The sequence below is a fragment of the Nonlabens sp. Asnod3-H03 genome (genome assembly GCF_045063665.1).
GTDB classification, from domain to species: domain Bacteria; phylum Bacteroidota; class Bacteroidia; order Flavobacteriales; family Flavobacteriaceae; genus Nonlabens; species Nonlabens ulvanivorans.
Genome location: NZ_JBEFOD010000007.1, coordinates 372,035 through 389,805, shown reverse-complemented (window position 1 = coordinate 389,805; position 17,771 = coordinate 372,035). Strand labels below are relative to the sequence as shown.

13 protein-coding genes are annotated in these 17,771 nt (G+C 34.4%); 3 read left to right on the top strand and 10 right to left on the bottom strand.

Annotated elements, in window-relative coordinates; genetic code table 11:
• The 5 genes from ACJJVI_RS03190 to ACJJVI_RS03170 form a co-directional block, all read right to left on the bottom strand.
• Positions 1-1,413, bottom strand: a complete 1,413-nt coding sequence (locus tag ACJJVI_RS03190; RefSeq protein WP_348022477.1) for an MBL fold metallo-hydrolase — start codon at positions 1,411-1,413, stop codon at positions 1-3.
• Positions 1,414-1,516: 103 nt separating this feature from the next.
• Complete coding sequence (locus ACJJVI_RS03185; RefSeq protein WP_317289941.1) at positions 1,517-2,209, bottom strand: thioredoxin family protein; 693 nt, start codon at positions 2,207-2,209, stop codon at positions 1,517-1,519.
• 8 nt (positions 2,210-2,217) lie between these two features.
• Positions 2,218-2,700: a TlpA disulfide reductase family protein gene (locus tag ACJJVI_RS03180; protein WP_348022476.1), complete on the bottom strand. Its 483-nt coding sequence runs from the start codon at positions 2,698-2,700 to the stop codon at positions 2,218-2,220.
• A 106-nt stretch (positions 2,701-2,806) separates the two neighbouring features.
• The gene (locus ACJJVI_RS03175) at positions 2,807-3,304 is read right to left on the bottom strand and encodes a YkgJ family cysteine cluster protein (protein ID WP_042249429.1); all 498 of its coding nucleotides are present in this window, start codon (positions 3,302-3,304) and stop codon (positions 2,807-2,809) included.
• Positions 3,304-3,867 (bottom strand): DUF2059 domain-containing protein, encoded by a 564-nt coding sequence (locus tag ACJJVI_RS03170; RefSeq protein WP_036579510.1) that lies wholly within the window; start codon positions 3,865-3,867, stop codon positions 3,304-3,306. Before ACJJVI_RS03170 ends, ACJJVI_RS03175 begins: the two co-directional genes overlap by 1 nt.
• Before the next feature lie 33 nt (positions 3,868-3,900).
• Here ACJJVI_RS03170 and ACJJVI_RS03165 point away from each other — a divergent pair, with 33 nt between their 5' ends.
• Positions 3,901-4,680: a membrane metalloprotease gene (locus ACJJVI_RS03165; protein WP_348022475.1), complete on the top strand. Its 780-nt coding sequence runs from the start codon at positions 3,901-3,903 to the stop codon at positions 4,678-4,680.
• A 74-nt stretch (positions 4,681-4,754) separates the two neighbouring features.
• On the opposite strand, the gene ACJJVI_RS03160 is transcribed toward ACJJVI_RS03165, so the two are convergent.
• Positions 4,755-5,642, bottom strand: a complete 888-nt coding sequence (locus ACJJVI_RS03160) for a bifunctional 5,10-methylenetetrahydrofolate dehydrogenase/5,10-methenyltetrahydrofolate cyclohydrolase (protein ID WP_036579514.1) — start codon at positions 5,640-5,642, stop codon at positions 4,755-4,757.
• 179 nt (positions 5,643-5,821) lie between these two features.
• On the bottom strand, positions 5,822-7,150 hold the full coding sequence (gene ffh / locus ACJJVI_RS03155) for a signal recognition particle protein (RefSeq protein ID WP_036579517.1): 1,329 nt from the start codon (positions 7,148-7,150) through the stop codon (positions 5,822-5,824).
• Positions 7,151-7,341: 191 nt separating this feature from the next.
• On the opposite strand from ffh, the gene ACJJVI_RS03150 reads away from it, so the two are divergent.
• On the top strand, positions 7,342-8,706 hold the full coding sequence (locus tag ACJJVI_RS03150) for a peptide-N-glycosidase F-related protein (RefSeq protein ID WP_405350266.1): 1,365 nt from the start codon (positions 7,342-7,344) through the stop codon (positions 8,704-8,706).
• A 76-nt stretch (positions 8,707-8,782) separates the two neighbouring features.
• Here ACJJVI_RS03150 and ACJJVI_RS03145 read toward each other — a convergent pair whose 3' ends face one another.
• Positions 8,783-9,214, bottom strand: coding sequence for a peptidylprolyl isomerase (locus ACJJVI_RS03145; protein WP_036579519.1), 432 nt, complete (start codon positions 9,212-9,214; stop codon positions 8,783-8,785).
• Between the two features lie 302 nt (positions 9,215-9,516).
• On the opposite strand from ACJJVI_RS03145, the gene typA reads away from it, so the two are divergent.
• Positions 9,517-11,322 carry a translational GTPase TypA gene (gene typA, locus ACJJVI_RS03140; RefSeq protein WP_036579522.1) on the top strand — a complete coding sequence of 602 codons (1,806 nt, stop codon included), beginning with the start codon at positions 9,517-9,519 and terminating at the stop codon, positions 11,320-11,322.
• 526 nt (positions 11,323-11,848) lie between these two features.
• Here the strand turns inward: typA and ACJJVI_RS03135 are convergent.
• Positions 11,849-14,824, bottom strand: coding sequence for a T9SS type A sorting domain-containing protein (locus ACJJVI_RS03135; RefSeq protein ID WP_405350263.1), 2,976 nt, complete (start codon positions 14,822-14,824; stop codon positions 11,849-11,851).
• Positions 14,825-15,040: 216 nt separating this feature from the next.
• Positions 15,041-17,695 (bottom strand): CHAT domain-containing protein, encoded by a 2,655-nt coding sequence (locus ACJJVI_RS03130; RefSeq protein WP_405350261.1) that lies wholly within the window; start codon positions 17,693-17,695, stop codon positions 15,041-15,043.
• Positions 17,696-17,771: the final 76 nt, after the last annotated feature.

Below are 17,771 nucleotides of genomic sequence, written 5' to 3'. Positions count from 1 at the left end.
TTAAAGTGAACAACTTGTTGGTTCAGTAATTTTTTGAGTTCCTAAATTAGTCTTTTTTATGGCTCCAAAGCCACCTTCCACGTTTACCACATTTTTTATGCCATTTGCGGCCGCAATGCTAGCAAAAATCACAGAGCGATATCCACCACCACAATATACATGATATGTTTTGTTGGTATCTAGCAAATTAACGTCTGAATGAATATTGTCTAAGGTATATAGTGGGACACCTTCTACATGAGCAGTATTATATTCTCCTTGCTTACGAGCATCTATAGGATTTGAGATGTTATTAGATAAGCCATCAATAAATTGCTGGGCTGTAATATTTTCGATTTGCTGCGTCTCAAATCCAGCTTCCTTCCATGCATCTAAACCACCATCTAAATAACCTAGGGCATTATCATAACCAACGCGCGCAAGTCTGGTAACAGTTTCTTCTTCTCGTCCTTTAGGTGCAATAAAAATAATTTTCTGATCTATGTCTTCAATTAAAGCACCAATCCATGGGGCAAACTGTCCATCCAAACCTATAAACCAAGATCCTGGAATGCTAGATGCAGTATACTCTTGTGGCGATCTTACATCTAGAACTAAGTATTCATTATCATCGACAAGTGCCTTAAACGACACGGCATTCATAGGTGTATTTCCTCTAGCAATAATCTCATCGATACTAGAATTGACTCCTTTATTCATCCATACATTCTTTGGGAAATATGCTGGTGGTGGAGCAATACCAGTCGTTAATTCTTTAATAAAATCGTCTTTACTTAAATCTTTAGCAAGGGCATAATTTGTTTTCTTTTGATTACCTAGCGTATCAAAAGTTTCTTTACTCATACTTTTACCACAAGCACTTCCTGCACCATGCGCCGGATAAACAATAATATCATCAGGTAGCGGCATGATTTCAGTACGTAAAGAATCATAAAGATGACCAGCTAGATCTTCTGTGCTCAAATCTGATTTTGCAGCAAGATCTGGTCGCCCTACATCACCTATAAATAAGGTGTCACCAGTAAAAATAGCTTTAGCCGTTCCTTCTTCATCCTTTAATAAGTAACAAGAAGATTCCATGGTATGTCCAGGAGTGTGTAGAAGAGTAAAAGTAACATCACCTACTTTAAAGACTTCTCCGTGTTCCGCTTTCGCGAAAGCGTAACTAGTCTCGGCATTGGGTCCTAAAACAATCGTTGCACCAGTTTTATCTGCTAAATCTACATGACCAGAAACAAAGTCTGCATGAAAGTGCGTAAGAAACACGTATTTTATGGTCACGTTATCTTTTGCCGCACGATCGATGTATTGTTGTACTTCTCTTAATGGATCTATAATTACAGCCTCGCCAGCTGATGCAATGTAGTAAGCACCTTGAGCTAGACATTTAGTATAATGTTGTTCTAAAATCATGTTGGGTAATCTATTCTTTTTGCAAAAATACAATTTTGACAGTTTACCAAATAAGAAAACCCATGTATAAACACGGGTTCTGTATCAATAAAATTTATGGTGACTAACTTTTAATAGAACAGCCTATAGCCACGGTCTTAGTCATTTTGATTTCTTGACCATTGATTAAATCAGTGACGGCATTGCGCAAATAGTCATTTTTAATAGCCTTTGCATCTTTGTGATTATCGTCGATTGCGCCTATGTATTTTACAATGTTATCGGCACCTTCCTTTTGTAGTAAAAAGACATGAGGTGTTTTAGTTGCCCCATATTGAGGATATATTTTTTGACCAGCATCAAAAAGATACGGGAATGTGAAACCTTTTTCTCTAGCTCTTATTTTCATGTTGTCAAAACTGTCCTCTGGGTATGATTCTGGGTTATTAGGGTTAATAGCGATGACAGGATATCCTTGTCCTTTAAACTCTTTATCAAGTGCTATAATTCTATCTTCATAAGCTACTGAGTATGGGCAGTGATTGCAAGTGAAAATCACGATAAAACCTTCTGCATCATTGAAGTCTTTAAGTGAGACTATTTTTTCATCAATATTTTGCAGGTTAAAATCAGTCGCCTTATCACCGATGTCATAACCTTTTCTAACTGGTGCCTGATCTATCACATTAGATTTGTTAACAGCACTTTCTATTTCATTATCTTCCATGGATGTGGATCCAAAGTTAAGTACGCCACTAACCAAAATGCCCACTAGTGCCACGATGGCTACAACAGTTAATACTTTAAGTGTTTTCATTTTATTTATTATTTTTCTAATAGAGCAGCGACTTCAAAATCTAATTCTTTGAATTCAAAACTTTGGTTATAAAATTTGTGCTCTTTCTTATATTTTATTAATGTTACAGGTATAGCTCCATCCCAGTGTGGATCTACCATAGGTATATATTCTGCCGCATATGGGTAATCTAGTAATCTTACTTGAGATTGTATATTATGCTTTTCTAGGAATGGATTTACTTTAGATTCTAAATTTTCAACATCATCTAGTGATATTAAGATAACTTCTATTTGATCACCATAGGTAGCTTTTAATTTTTCAAAAGCTGGTAATTCATCAACACATGGCTTGCACCAGGTTGCCCAAAAATTAATGACTTGTATCTTATCAGGATAATTACTTGTTAAAGATGCAATATCTTCAATGCCAATAACTGCGGCTTTCTGCGGTTCGGGCTTGCTGCATGCAGTTATAATAAGCAATAATATAAATGGGACATATTTTTTCATCACTTCAAATATATATAAGGTGTATGAATTCTCGATTTATTTTAACTATGATTAGCATTTGCCTGTTAAAATCTGCCAACGTAATGTTACATAGAAAATAATAGCCTCAATTCATGGGAATTGAGGCTTTCATTTTTTCTACTATTTTATATGTTGCGGGACATATAGCAGTATTTTTTACTGTCAGATTACCTATTTGGTATATTTTACGTCGGTCTGTATGTGGATACTCACGACATGCTTTAGGCCGTACATCATAGATAGAACAGTAGTTATCTGCTCCTAGAAAATGGCAAGGCACCTGTTGCAATACGTAATCTTTATCTTCATCAATACGCAAAAATTGGTCGATAAAATCGCTAGGCTTCATTCTAAAATGCTTTGCTATTCTATCAATGTCTTTGTGTGTGAATAATGGACCAGTTGTTTTACAGCAGTTTGCGCATGATAGACAATCGACTTCTTCAAAAGTTTCATCATGCAGTTCTTGCATGCGATTATCTAAATTTTTGGGAGCCTTTTTTTTAAGCTTTTTGAAATAAGCTTGATTCTCCTTTTTCTTTTGAGCAGCAAGTTGTGGGAGCGATTTTAAAAAATCTTCCATTAATTACAACTTCCCATAGGCATTGAACTAGAATATCCCATTTCCTTTAATTCGCCTGTTACCTGACAAAAAAGCTCACGAGACCAGTAAACACTTGCTGTTTCTTTAGCTTTATTAATGCGGTCCATGCGACCGAATAGTTTAGTACCTGTATTTGATACCCTAAAAGCCTCATATGCAAGTTTGTCCTCTTCACTCATAGCGTTAGGATTAGACTTTAATTGCTTACCAGCTTTAGAAGTATAAAAGTTAATCAAATTGACTAAATCTTGTTTGTCATCAAAAATACTGCGATACTCACTAGCTAGAATTCCTTTAAGCTTTGCTACAGAAGCTGTTTTGTTTGCATCATACTTTTGCCAAACAGATGCAGGCACATCTTGAGTTTGATAAGCATCTTTAAACATTTGCATCATACCATCATAGGCTGCATTGTACTCAGTATCTATACCGCTTACTTCAAAATACTTCATCATTAAGGATTGGTAGGATTCTCCAGATTGCGCTTTCGCGAAAGCGGAAAAAACAAGAAGTGTTAGGAGCAATTTAATAGAATGTTTCATTATTTAATTTTAATTTGGGTGAAAATATACAATATGAAAAAGATATTTCAATTATTATGCCTTTTAATCATCCTTGCCGGTTTAAATGCGTGTAGTTCAGACAAAGATCAGGATAATAATGGAGATAGTAGTCAATTTTCTTACACGCTTAATACAGGTGCAAGTGCAAATGAACTATTAAGTGATACTCGATTTACAAAGATCGTTATTGAAGCAGTGTATGTTGATGGTTTTAGACCAGAACAAGCGTCGCTCAATAATTTATTGTCTTTTTTAAATAATCGATTACATAAACCTGGTGGAATCTCTATTGTAGAAAGAGAGATTCCTGCACAAAGTTTGGGGACTTATTCGATTGCAGAAGTACGTCAATTAGAAGATGATATAAGAACACAGTTTAGTTTAGATGACACTCTTACTATTTTTGTCTTATTTGCTGATCAATCAAGTGAAAATGACTCAGGTAATAGTGTGATTTTAGGTACAGCATACAGAAATACATCCTTAGTGATGTTTCAAAAAACTATTGAAGAGTTGAGCGGTGGCTTTAATGAGCCTAGTAGAGTCAATGTAGAAACAGCAGTATATGAACATGAGTTTGCCCACATCATGGGGTTAGTGAACATAGGTACTCCATTACAATCTGATCATGAAGACCAATCAAATAGCGCACATTGTGATGTCGATGGTTGTTTAATGAGTGCACAATTAGAAACTTTTAATCCATTAGATATGATGAATATCATGGGATCGGGAATAGCGCAATTAGATGCTCAATGTATCGCAGACTTGCAAGCAAATGGCGGGAAATAAATACTATTATTAATTATTAAAAATAAAGTCCTACATATTTACATATGTAGGACTTTTTAATTGGAGCTGGAAGCTTACCTGTTAGCAGCTCTGTGTCTTTCTCTTGCCAGTAATGTGTTTTTAAGTAGCATAGCAATAGTCATGGGTCCCACACCACCAGGTACAGGTGTTATGTGACTTGCTTTTTTAGAGACATTTTCATAGTCCACATCTCCAGTTATGTAGTAACCTCGTTCACGAGATTCATCGGGAACACGTGTGATACCTACATCAATAATGACTGCATCATCTTTTACCATTTCTGCTTTTAAAAATCCAGGTACGCCCAATGCGGTAATGATGATATCAGCTTGTGATGTGATTTGAGTAATATTTTTTGTGTGGCTGTGTGTTAATGTTACAGTTGAGTTACCAGGAAAACCTTTTCTTCCCATTAGTATACTCATAGGTCTACCTACGATATGAGAACGACCTATCACAACAGTGTGTTTTCCCTGTGTATCTACATTGTAACGGTCTAGTAATTCAAGAATTCCAAATGGTGTTGCTGGGATAAAGGTGCTCATGTCCAATGCCATTCTACCAAAGTTTGTAGGGTGGAAGCCATCTACATCCTTATCAGGATCTACAGCCATTAATACTTTTTGAGTATCAATTTGTTTTGGAAGAGGTAACTGAACTATAAAGCCATCAATATCTGGGTTGCTATTAAGTTTTTCTATTTCTTTAAGCAGTTCGGTTTCGCTAGTTGTATTAGGCATACGTACCATTGTGCTTTCAAATCCTACTCGTTCACATGCACGTACTTTAGAACCTACGTAGGTAAGACTGGCTCCATCATTTCCTACGATTACTGCAGCTAGATGAGGTACTTTCTCGCCATTATTCTTCATTTCTTGAACGATTTCTGTAATCTCGTTCTTGATATCATTACTTGTTTTTTTTCCGTCGAGAATAATCATAGTTATGTGTGCTGGTTTATGATGTTGTAAAATTCAATCATAAGAATCGAATTTTAAAATTTTAATCGATACACTTATTATCTACTTGTTAACGATAAGGATTGCGTAGGAATATTTGTGTCACAAAAAAAGTCCTAAGTGTGAACCTAGGACTTTCAAATATCTAAAATATAAAATGGTTATCTCATTTTTCCTAGAGCATTCATCATGGCTTTACCTTTACCGCCTTGCATCATTTTCATCATTTTGCTCATCTGGTCAAACTGCTTAAGCAGTTGGTTGACTTCAGTAACGGTAGTACCACTACCTTTTGCGATTCTTTTTTTACGAGATCCGTTAATCACTTGTGGACGTGTTCTTTCTTCTATAGTCATAGAATGAATTATAGCTTCTATACCTTTAAAAGCATCATCATCTATATCAACATCTTTAAGCATTTTTCCAGCACCTGGAATCATACCCATTAAATCTTTCATATTACCCATCTTCTTGATTTGCTGTATCTGTGATAAGAAATCATCAAAGCCAAATTGATTTTTAGCAATTTTTTTACTCAATTTACGAGCTTGCTCTTCATCAAACTGTTCTTGAGCGCGCTCTACAAGAGAAACAACATCACCCATTCCCAGAATACGATCAGCCATACGAGATGGGTAGAAAACATCAATAGCTTCCATCTTCTCACCAGTACCTATGAATTTAATAGGTTTATCAACAACAGATTTAATAGATAATGCAGCACCACCACGTGTGTCACCATCTAGTTTAGTAAGTATAACACCATCAAAGTTTAATCGTTCATTAAATGCTTTGGCAGTATTAACAGCATCCTGACCTGTCATAGAGTCAACTACAAAAAGTGTTTCTTGAGGTTTAACTGCAGCATGCACATTTGCAATCTCAGTCATCATTTGTTCATCAACCGCAAGACGACCTGCTGTATCAATGATAACCACATTAAAGCCATTCTGTTTGGCATGAGAAATAGCGGCTTCAGAAATCTTTACAGGATCTTTTTCCTCTCGATTAGAGTATACTTCAACACCGACACTTTCACCGACAACGTGTAATTGATCGATTGCCGCAGGACGATAAATATCACAAGCCACTAAAAGAGGTCTTTTACTCTTTTTAGTTTTTAAGAAGTTAGCAAGTTTACCTGAAAAAGTTGTTTTACCAGAACCTTGTAAACCTGACATTAAAATAACAGTAGGGTTACCGGTTAAGTTAAGTCCAGTAACATCACCACCCATTAACTCTGTAAGTTCATCTTTTACAATTTTAGTAAGAAGTTGACCTGGTTTAAGAGTTGTAAGTACGCCTTGACCTAATGCTTTTTCTTTAGCGCGAGAGGTAAATTCTTTGGCGATTTTATAGTTTACATCGGCATCCACAAGGGCGCGACGTATTTCTTTGAGAGTATCTGCAACGTTTACTTCGGTAATGCTTCCATGTCCTTTAAGGACGTGCATGGCTTTATCGAGTTTGTCAGTTAAATTATCAAACATATTATTGACTCATTTTTTGAAGTTTGCAAAGATACCATTTAGGCTCATTAAGTTCAAGTTATTGTAAAGCTTTTGTTCTCAATGTTCTACCTTATTAAATATGATTTGTTCATTTTTAATTAAATAAGAAAACTTACTTTGAGTACTCCTAAAAATTTATTTTAAATTGCACTAAACATAAACTTTACGACATGAATAAACTTTTAAAATTTATTAAATACCTCACTGTTTTTTTATTTGCTTTAATTTTTATTCAATGTAGTTCTGAAGAAAATGATGATACAGGTTCAAGTGGTTCTGGAAATACGCCATCATTAACAGCCTCATTGAGTAGTCTGTCTTTTGAAGATACTCAAGTAGGTCAAAATTCACAATTGAAGTCTTTTACTTTAAGCCATACAAATTTAAGTAGTGACATCAATCTTACAACGACTAGTCCATTTGAATTGTCGGTGGACGGTTCTACATTTTCTACTCAATTAAGCTTGCCTGTCCTTACTACTTCAAGTTTGATTTTTGTTAGATTCATTCCAGATGCCATAAATACGTTTCAAGAAAATATCGTTATTCAAACTACCGACATAGCAGACGATATCGTAATAATACTTAATGGGTCAGGTACAGCAGTGATACATAACTATCTAACCTTTAATAGAACTAGAGTCGCCTTTGGTGGTGGATTTAATCAAACATCTGTTCAGACATTTAATCTCCATAATGACCTAAGTAATATAGAGGCAATAAAAATGTATGTAAAACTTACCTGTCCATCAGGAGGATGTGATGAGTGGGATGTTTTTGCAAATGTAAAAGTAACGGATCCTTTGTCTGGAGAGCGTTATGAAATGGCTAGATTTATAACACCATACTGGAATGATAACAGTCAGTTGCCTAGAGGATTTGAATTTGATGTCACTGATTTTAAATCAATGTTAACCGGTAACGTTGAATTGAGAATAAGAACTGAGTGCTGGAATGCAAAAGGCTATGAGGTTAGTGTGGACTTTGATTATATAGAGGGAACACCAGATTATCAATATTATGGGATCACTAGAGTTCTTAATTATGATAATGGCTCACAAGCAGGTGTGCCATATGGTGTCGCACATGCCTTTGATCTTACACGTTCGATTAACATTCCTTCAAATGCCCAGAGTACACATTTGCGTACTATCATATCTGGATGGGGACAAGCAGCATCTGGTGATCCAGATGGTCGTACTTGTGCTGAATGGTGCTATAGAACGCATAGTGTGAGTATTAACGGCGCAAATATGTTTCAGCATAATCTGGGTCCTCTGGGATGTGCTTCTAATCCAGTTAGCAATCAAGCACCTGGAAACTGGACTCCAGATCGAGCTGGATGGTGTCCGGGAATGGAAGTACCTACGAGAATAGACTCATTTACATCCAGTATGGCAGGTACAACTTTTACCTTTGAATATGGTTTTGAAAACTGGACTAATACGACTACAGATAATTCTTTTTATCCGGTGTCATCATTTGTTGTCGTGAAAAGTGATACTCCTATATCCCGCGCAGTTGTGGTAGATTAAGTATTTCTTTAAATATAATGATAAAAAAAGCCTGTCGATATTTATCGACAGGCTTTTTTAAATGTTGTAGAGAACCTTAGTTGATTCCTACTAATTCTAATTCAAAAACAAGGTCCTGACCAGCTAGTGGATGGTTAGCATCAACTACTATGTGATCTTCCTGTACCTCTGCAACGCGCAATTGTCTTTCTGTCCCATCAGGGTTTTGAGAAATCAATCCCATTCCTACTTCAGGTTGTACTTCTTGTGGTAATTGTGTTCTATCTACTTTATGAAAAAGTTCTTCCATTACCTCACCATAAGCTTCTTCCTTAGGGATTTCAATAGTTTTCTTTTCATTTACCTTCATGTCTATAAGGCCGTTTTCAAAACCTGGGATCAACATTCCTTGACCTAGTTGAGCTTCTAATGGCTCTCTGTCTGCAGATGTATCAAAGACCTGTCCTGTTGCTTTTAATTTACCTGTGTAATGCACCTTTACAGTGTCATTTGCTTTAACTTGACTCATAAAAATTGATATTTTTCTATCAGCGGCAAAGGTATGATTTACAAATACCTAACAAAATGAAACGTCACTTTATTACTAATGATTAAGAAAGACTTAACGATTAGGAGTAAAATATATTTATAGGATGGATGAATTAATAAACGGTTATGGTTTTATGATTCGCTTTCGCGAAAGCAAAATATCAATTAGATTTAAGGCTATTGAAAATCAAGTATTTGAAAGAAGCTGTGCAAATATTTCAATAAACCGCTAAAAACCAATAAATAAGCCTATTTTTGCAGCCGCTAACAAGCGTTATTTTTATGAAAGACATTAGAAACATTGCGATTATTGCTCACGTAGACCACGGTAAGACTACGTTAGTAGACAAGATTTTACACCATTGTGAAATTTTCCGTGAGAACGAGACAACAGGAGAGTTAATCCTTGATAACAATGACATTGAACGTGAACGTGGGATTACAATCCTTGCAAAGAACGTTTCTGTTATGTATAAAGGGACTAAGATTAATATCATTGATACACCTGGTCACGCCGATTTTGGTGGTGAAGTAGAACGTGTATTGAATATGGCAGATGGTGTTCTACTTTTAGTAGATGCATTTGAAGGACCAATGCCACAAACTCGTTTTGTATTACAAAAAGCAATAGACCTAGGTCTTAAGCCTTGTGTAGTTGTAAATAAAGTTGATAAAGAGAATTGTACACCAGATGAAGTACATGAATCTGTATTTGATTTAATGTTTGAACTAGGTGCAGAAGAATGGCAGTTAGATTTCCCTACCGTTTATGGTAGTGCAAAAAATAACTGGATGTCTGAGGACTGGCAAAATGAAACAACTAATATTGAACCATTATTAGATATGGTTATCGAGCATGTTCCTGCTCCAAAGGTTGAAGAAGGAACGACTCAACTATTAATTACTTCATTAGATTTCTCTAATTATACAGGTCGTATTGCAATAGGTCGTATTAAAAGAGGTTCTATTAAAGAAGGTCAAAACGTGACGCTATGTAAGCGTGACGGTTCTATGACTAAGACTAAGGTTAAAGAGGTTTATGTCTTTGATGGTATGGGTAAAGCCAAAGCTCAAGAAGTAATGGCTGGTGATATTTGTGCAATTGTAGGTTTAGAAGGTTTTGAAATAGGTGATAGTGTTGCTGATTTTGAAAACCCAGAAGCAATGGAAACGATTGCAATTGATGAACCGACAATGAGTATGTTATTTACTATCAACGATTCTCCTTTCTTTGGTAAAGACGGTAAGTTTGTAACGTCTCGCCACATAAATGATCGTTTAACTAAGGAACTAGAAAAGAATCTTGCTTTACAAGTACATGATACGGGTAGTGCAGATAAGTTTATGGTTTTCGGTCGTGGTGTATTACACCTTTCTGTATTAATTGAAACGATGCGTCGTGAAGGTTATGAATTACAAATAGGTCAACCACAAGTTATCATCAAAGAAATAGACGGTGTTAAATGTGAGCCTATTGAAGAGTTAACTATTGATTTACCAGAAGCGGTAAGTGGTAAAGCTGTTGAGATGGTTACCTTAAGAAAAGGTGAAATGACTAGTATGGCACCAAAAGGTGAGCGTATGGTTTGTGAATTTAAAATCCCTTCTCGTGGTATTATTGGTTTACGTAATCAATTGATTACTGCTACTGCTGGTGAGGCTATTATGAATCACCGTTTTGTAGGTTTTGAACCTTATAAAGGTGAGATAGCAGGTCGTATTAACGGATCTATGATTTCTATGGAGACTGGTACATCTATTCCTTATTCAATGGATAAGTTACAAGATCGTGGTAAATTCTTTATTCATCCAGGTGAAGAGATTTATGGAGGTCAGGTAGTAGGTGAGAACTCTAGACCAGATGATCTAGCTATTAACCTTACTAAAACTAAGAAGCTTTCTAACGTGCGTAGTGCTGGTAACGATGATAAGGTAAAGATTGCGCCGCCAATTAAATTTACTCTTGAAGAAGCGCTTGAATATATCCAAAAGGACGAGTATGTTGAAGTAACTCCTAATCATTTGAGAATACGTAAGATATATCTTGATGAAAATGAGCGTAAACGTAAAGCAAAAGAACTTTCATAATCAATATTGATTAAGAGTAATATTAAAAAAGCAGATTCTTAAGAATCTGCTTTTTTTGTGCCTTGTTATGAAATTTATAAATTTACCGCATTAAAAAAGGCAGGAAAATATTCCTGCCTTCTTTTAAAAAATGGTCTCCCCAATTAATAGTAGAACCTAATAATCACCATCTTCTAATTTTTACTTTTGATTAATCTATCATAAGATTAGTAATCAATTATAATATCTAGGTTTGAATAACCAGTCCTGCTTATAGGGATAGACAGTGTCTTTATTAAAAATTAAATTTTATAAAGAAATTGACTGGTTTATTATTCTTACTCTTTTTATTAATGTTTTAAAACAACAGTTTAACTGTCTTTTCATAGTAGTGTTCCTCATTAGTAGATTTTGTTACCCAACAATTTTAATTTTTTTTCAATTTTTTATTTAATTCATTATTAACGTCTATTTTTTTAAAAAAAAAGCAGAGAATTGATCTCTGCTTTCTGCTGTTGAGTTCATATTACATAGAGTAAAATTCTTTTTACTTAATGATTAATTTCTCGACTTTTTTGCCTTTTGAAGTCTGAAAACTCACAAAGTATACTCCTTTTTTTAAGATGTCTTTACCATCCCAGGTTTTTTTATAAATCGATTCTTTATAATCAGGGATATCAATTATCTCTACTTCAATACCGTTTAGGTTGTAAATAATAATCTTATGAAGTTTGATATCACTAGATTCAAATGTGAATGTGGTTACACCATTACTAGGATTTGGTGAGATTTTGGTATTTCCTATATTTTCATTTTTAGGTACTATACCTATACCTCTACAAGTTTGACATACTTTGGCAGTCCAGATTGGTTCTCTGAAATCTGGACATATAGTTCCTACACGATAACTTAAGCAATATGCAGTTGCCGGTATTAATATTTGTAAACTAGTTCCAGTAACGTTAACTCTAGTAGTTGTTGGACGTTGATTGCTAGGACAACATTCTGGATCATTATAAGTGTATTCTACCACATAATCATTGAACAATGGTGATCCTGTCCATGATATAACACCTCTATCACAATTAAAATCAGTACTAGTTGGAGCGGCACACAACGGTATAATAATAGAATTACAAGATACACATTCTTTAGCTGTCCATTTAGGTAATCTAGAATCTGCACATAAAGTGCCGATTGAATAGCTGAAACATCCAGATCTATTGATAGGAATTGACAATGTTGTAGTTCCAGGTCCTACTTCAAAGCGTTGACTAGTAGGTAGAGTAGTGGATCTAGGGCAGCAGTCAGGATCATTATAATTAACTTCTATAACATAACCTAATGCACCAGGTACAGTAGCCCATTCTAGCATGTTTGTCTTACAATTATATTCATGCTTCTCTGTAGCAGTACAGTTGACTGTGGTATCATTAAAAAAATCACAATCTATTTCACCTGCAATACTCGAGCTGCCTCGACTTGCACAATTTCTACAAATGTCTTGAACAAAACATACTTGACCGCAATCTGTTTCTACTTTATGAAGAACAAAGTAATAAACACCATCAGATATAGAGCTATAACTATAGTTAAGACCAGTTTGAGAATCGACTAATGTATATGGACCACCCGTTGAATTAGGGCTTGAATATAGTTCCCAACTATGAGTGATCCCAGGATGATTGTTATATGGGTTAAGAACATTTGTAGTTATCGTACCATTGAAATCGACAGCTACCTGAAAATCACCAGTTAGATTACTGGTCTGACCTGGACCGTTTGCCCAAAATTGTAAAGCAAGACAACAATCTTGATTTGATCGATAATCTAGCTCTTCACCACGTCTACTTCCATTGTTATAATATAATACTTTGCTTTCGCAAACATTTGCACATTCATTGGATTTCATAACGTGAATAACCGTATAATACAATCCTGGCTGCGCGTTAGAGATTAAATTGATATTTGCTGGTCCATTATCTTGCACACTATAAATTGGTGTGTATGGTCCACCAGAACTATTAGGACTGGATAGCACATACCATTCATGGGTTGGATTAAAAGCGCTATAATCTGTGAAACTTGAAATAGCTAATAAACCACTTGTATCTATAAATGCATCAAAGGATGCATCAGTAGGGCAACAATTTGGATTGTTAAAAATATAATCATTATTCTGACCTGGATTAGTTTGCGAATCAGTTGCCGGTTGTGTTCCTGAACCTATATTGAAAAGAATATTGGCTTGGAAATCATAACCGCCAGATTGACCTGTCATATCAGAGCTATTTACAGTAAAACAAAAGTTTCCTGCTCCAATTATGGAAGTTGATAAGGTATTAATCACATTTCCATTTTGTAGAATATCTAACTCAATAGAATTGACTGATCCATTGCTGCCATTAAGATTAGGTAATGTATATGTTCCACAAACTTGTAATGGTGTGTCCTGACATGGATCCATAGGTGTTAATTGAATAGCTCCTTGACCATTACCGTTACAGCTTACTGAACAGATATCATCTATATAAGCATATCCAAAGTGAGCTGTTTGACCACAATCTGAGACAATAAACTCTAGAGTAATAACATCACCAACTTTACCATTCACAGTTAAAGAACCACAAGTCCAGTCTTGCCATACTACTTGATTAGTTGCACAACCTGGATAGTCTGCAAAACTATTTATAAATGGATTAACTGTAGGATCTGGATTAGAAACGATACAAAAACGGTCTAAAGTGTTACTACTGGCATCTAGTGCTTTAGCCATAAAAAATGGATTTTCATTAGGATGATTAGGATAATCTGCCACTAATGCATAACTAAAATTTATTTCTTGAATACCATCATCTTGTAAAGTAATGGACTTGATTAATTTATTAATACCACCATTAGGGTTTCCAGTACTAGTGTTACAAATCAATGGAGCATTAATGCGCACAGCATGGTTTCCATTATTAACCATCTGTAAAGAACCGCCACCATAAGCAACAATAGGGTCTAGACCTATATTAGTAATGTCAAAATGATTTGCGTTACCAAAGGCCTCTGGATTGAATATAATATTTGAAGCTCCTACTAAGGGTATGGCATCACATTCTCCTAAATTATATATACCGGTTTCACCAGCAAGTGAGGTGTCAAAAGTTCCAGATTCAAAATCGCCGTTTGTGCAAATAGGAGCGGCAATAGCTTTAAAAATAATAGTAGCTTCTGGATTATTTGTAAAATAAAGACTGCGCAAATAATCTTTTTTATAAATCGTCAGTAACTCTTCAAAAGGAATAGCTGTTAGCTCTTGAATGGTATGCTCATCTGCGGTTCTAAGCTTTTCTATGTAATTATACAGATGCTTTTCTGGTACGACATTATCGATGTTTTCTTGAATGAATGAAGCTATTTTTTTTTCAACTTTTAGCTGTTCTTGATAGCGGTCTTTCTCATTTATTTTTTGTGCATTTAGAAACATACAGCTACTCATAATTAATATGAGCACTATTGAATATAGTTTTTTCATGATAATTGATTTGGTTAGTTCCTACTCTGTTAAATGGGTTTTCAGAAAGTCTCCCAGAATGCATTCAATAGGTTGTTCTTTTAAAGAATCCTTTGTTACCCAGAACAGAGATTCTGAATAAATTTATTAGACAAGTGGTCGTGAAATTGTGAAATGAAGTTGTTATTACGCTTTCGCGAAAGCGTAATGTGTAGGAAATAACGTGAATAATATTAATTATCCTTTACGGGACTTTAAAAAGAAGAAAATCAGAAGAATAAGAATAAAAATTGCTGCAATCCAAAAATATACATTATAGTTATCTAAAGAAATAGGTTGATTATCTCCCATGGCTTTTAATGAAGCCCAATAATATGGAGAAGCGTCTGACAGACTATGCTCTCTGAGGTATTTAAGTTTTGCATTGTGTAGGGCAGTAGAGACTCCTTGATTTTCTTCAATATTTTTGTAAAAATCCTCCACAATATAGGAAGTTGACTTATCACTGGTCTTCCATAAAGAGGCTACTACAGCTTGAGATCCTGTATAGAAAAAACCTCTTGCCAGTGTCAAAGTGCCTTCACCTTGGATAATTTCTCCGATTGAAGTATCGCAAGCGCTTAAGAAAACAAGTTGAGCATTATTCTGTAAAGAATAAAGTTCTTTCATACCCATTTTACTATCATAAAAAGCTATAAATGGGTTCTCCCCAGAGCTAGCGTGTGTTGCTAAATGGATAATTTTGTATCCATTTATGCGGTTCTTAAATGTGCTCTTAGTTGCTTTATTATTGATATAATTATCTCCTTTTATAAACTGATTTATCGAATTTATTTCTTCATTTGTATTGTAAAGTTTGGGGAGTCCTATGGCATCAAATGTAGTAGGTGAGAAGCTTATTAGATTTTTTTTGGCCATTCTATTAATAGCGGCATTACTTTTAGAAAAAGATAAGGAGTAAGCATAGTTAATTTGACTTTCATTAATTAGATACGTATGCTTTTTAATATCTGTGATTAATGCGTCGAAGGGTATATTCTGTAATTGGCCATCTGCAATAATTGTCGTTTTCTTAGATTTTATTTGGTCTTGAATTTCTTTTGGGAATAGTCTGTTATATATTGAATTAGCTTTCAGAGCATAATTTTCTATATCACTTTCGGTACTGAATGGCTGAGAGAGGAGTCTTAAGTATTGGGCTATTTCTATGCTTAATTTCCCTGCATTTTCAAGTTCAAATATCTGAGCATCTGAAGATGTTATTAATAAGCACATGAGGTGATCTTTAAATAGCACTTCCTTATTCCAGACATAAGAAATGACGATTTCGTTACTACTCAAGCTTTTCTGTACGTCTGATAGATTGGTTAATTGGTTAAGATAAGTTTTGCCTACACCTTCAGAATAATTTTTATTTATAGAATCGTCATATTTTTTTATTTCAAGACGTTGATTAAGGATTGCTTTATTATAAAATTTTATCGAGTTAGAGTCCTTTTTTTCCTCAAGTTTTTTTTCATATTCTAATAGCTTGTCGTTCAAAAATCTTTTTCTGTTTTTTACAGATGAAGGTATGTCAATAGAGTTTTGTATTATATTTTCTGTAAGTAGAACGGCTTTATTTTTCTCGCTGTATACAAATGCTAATGTTGGATTGTCAAGAATAAAGGAACAATAAACTGCATGATGATATACTTTTGAGGCTTCTTTGCGCCAGTACATTTTTGAGCTTTCTTCACTATTTGAATCTTGGATGTAATCTATAAGAGAGTCGGCGGTTTGTAAATTTTTAAAGGCTTCAACTACATAAGTATTCTTTTTAGAGTCTTCATATTGCTGTAATAGTATCTCTGCTTTTCTTGAAAGAGAATTGATAACACCGATTGGGTCTATAGCATCTTTGAAATCAACTAGTGAAGGCTCATTAATTTTTATTTTATCATTAATAAAATTTACCTGTATGGCTTTATCTATAAAAATTAATGCATTTTTTCTATTTCCATTTTTCAATTCTAGATCTGCGATGTTTTTAAACACTCGGTCCTTAGATTCTATTGATAAAGTATAATCTAGACTTTTATTGAGATAATATTTTGCACTATCGATACCTTGCTTAATGTAAAGGTTACCTAAATTACCATATCCTATACCTATAGATGTTGAATCTATGTTTTTTATGGAGTGATTTAATAATTTTTGATAATATTTTTTAGCTTGATTAAAGTCATATGACTTTTCGTTATTGTAATAATTTGCTAGATTATTGTAGAGGATAGATAACCTTCGGTCGTTCAGTTGATTCTTCCTGTTTATCTCTAGAACTTTATTTAAAATTTTAAGTTCTTTTTCTTGAGACTCATCAGTATTTAAAGTGTGATATACTTTTGCTAGATTGAGATATTGGGATGCTAAAAAACCTGAAGCATTATAGTTTTCTAAATCAGAGATAGCTTTTAGAAAGTAAACTTCTGCTTGATAATAGTCTCCTAGTTTGTAATAGCAATCTCCTAGTTTACCATAAGATTGAATAGTTCTATAGGAATTAGGTTCTACCGAAATTATTTTACTATAACACTGTATCGCTATTTCAAGTTGAGCGGTTTGCTCATAGAAATAACCTAGTTGGTAAAGGGCTTTAGTATATTTTTCATTTATAATTTGAGCCTCTTCAAAAGATTTTACCTCTATAAGCGCATATTTAATTGCTGCTTCATAGTCTCTAAGTCTAAAGTATTTTACAGAAAAATCATGAGACATTTCTGAAAATACTGTCTGGTCTGTAGTAATGCTTAATATGCTATCTAGTTGAGGTTGTAACGCTTCAACACCTTTGTTTTTTTCAAATGAATCAAATAGATCGTAAAAAGTTTGGCTACTTGCAGTATTGCCCAAGCAAAGTACAAGTAGCCAAAATATGATGCAGTTAAAACTAGATTTCAAAATCTTTATATTGTGAAACCTAATTTAC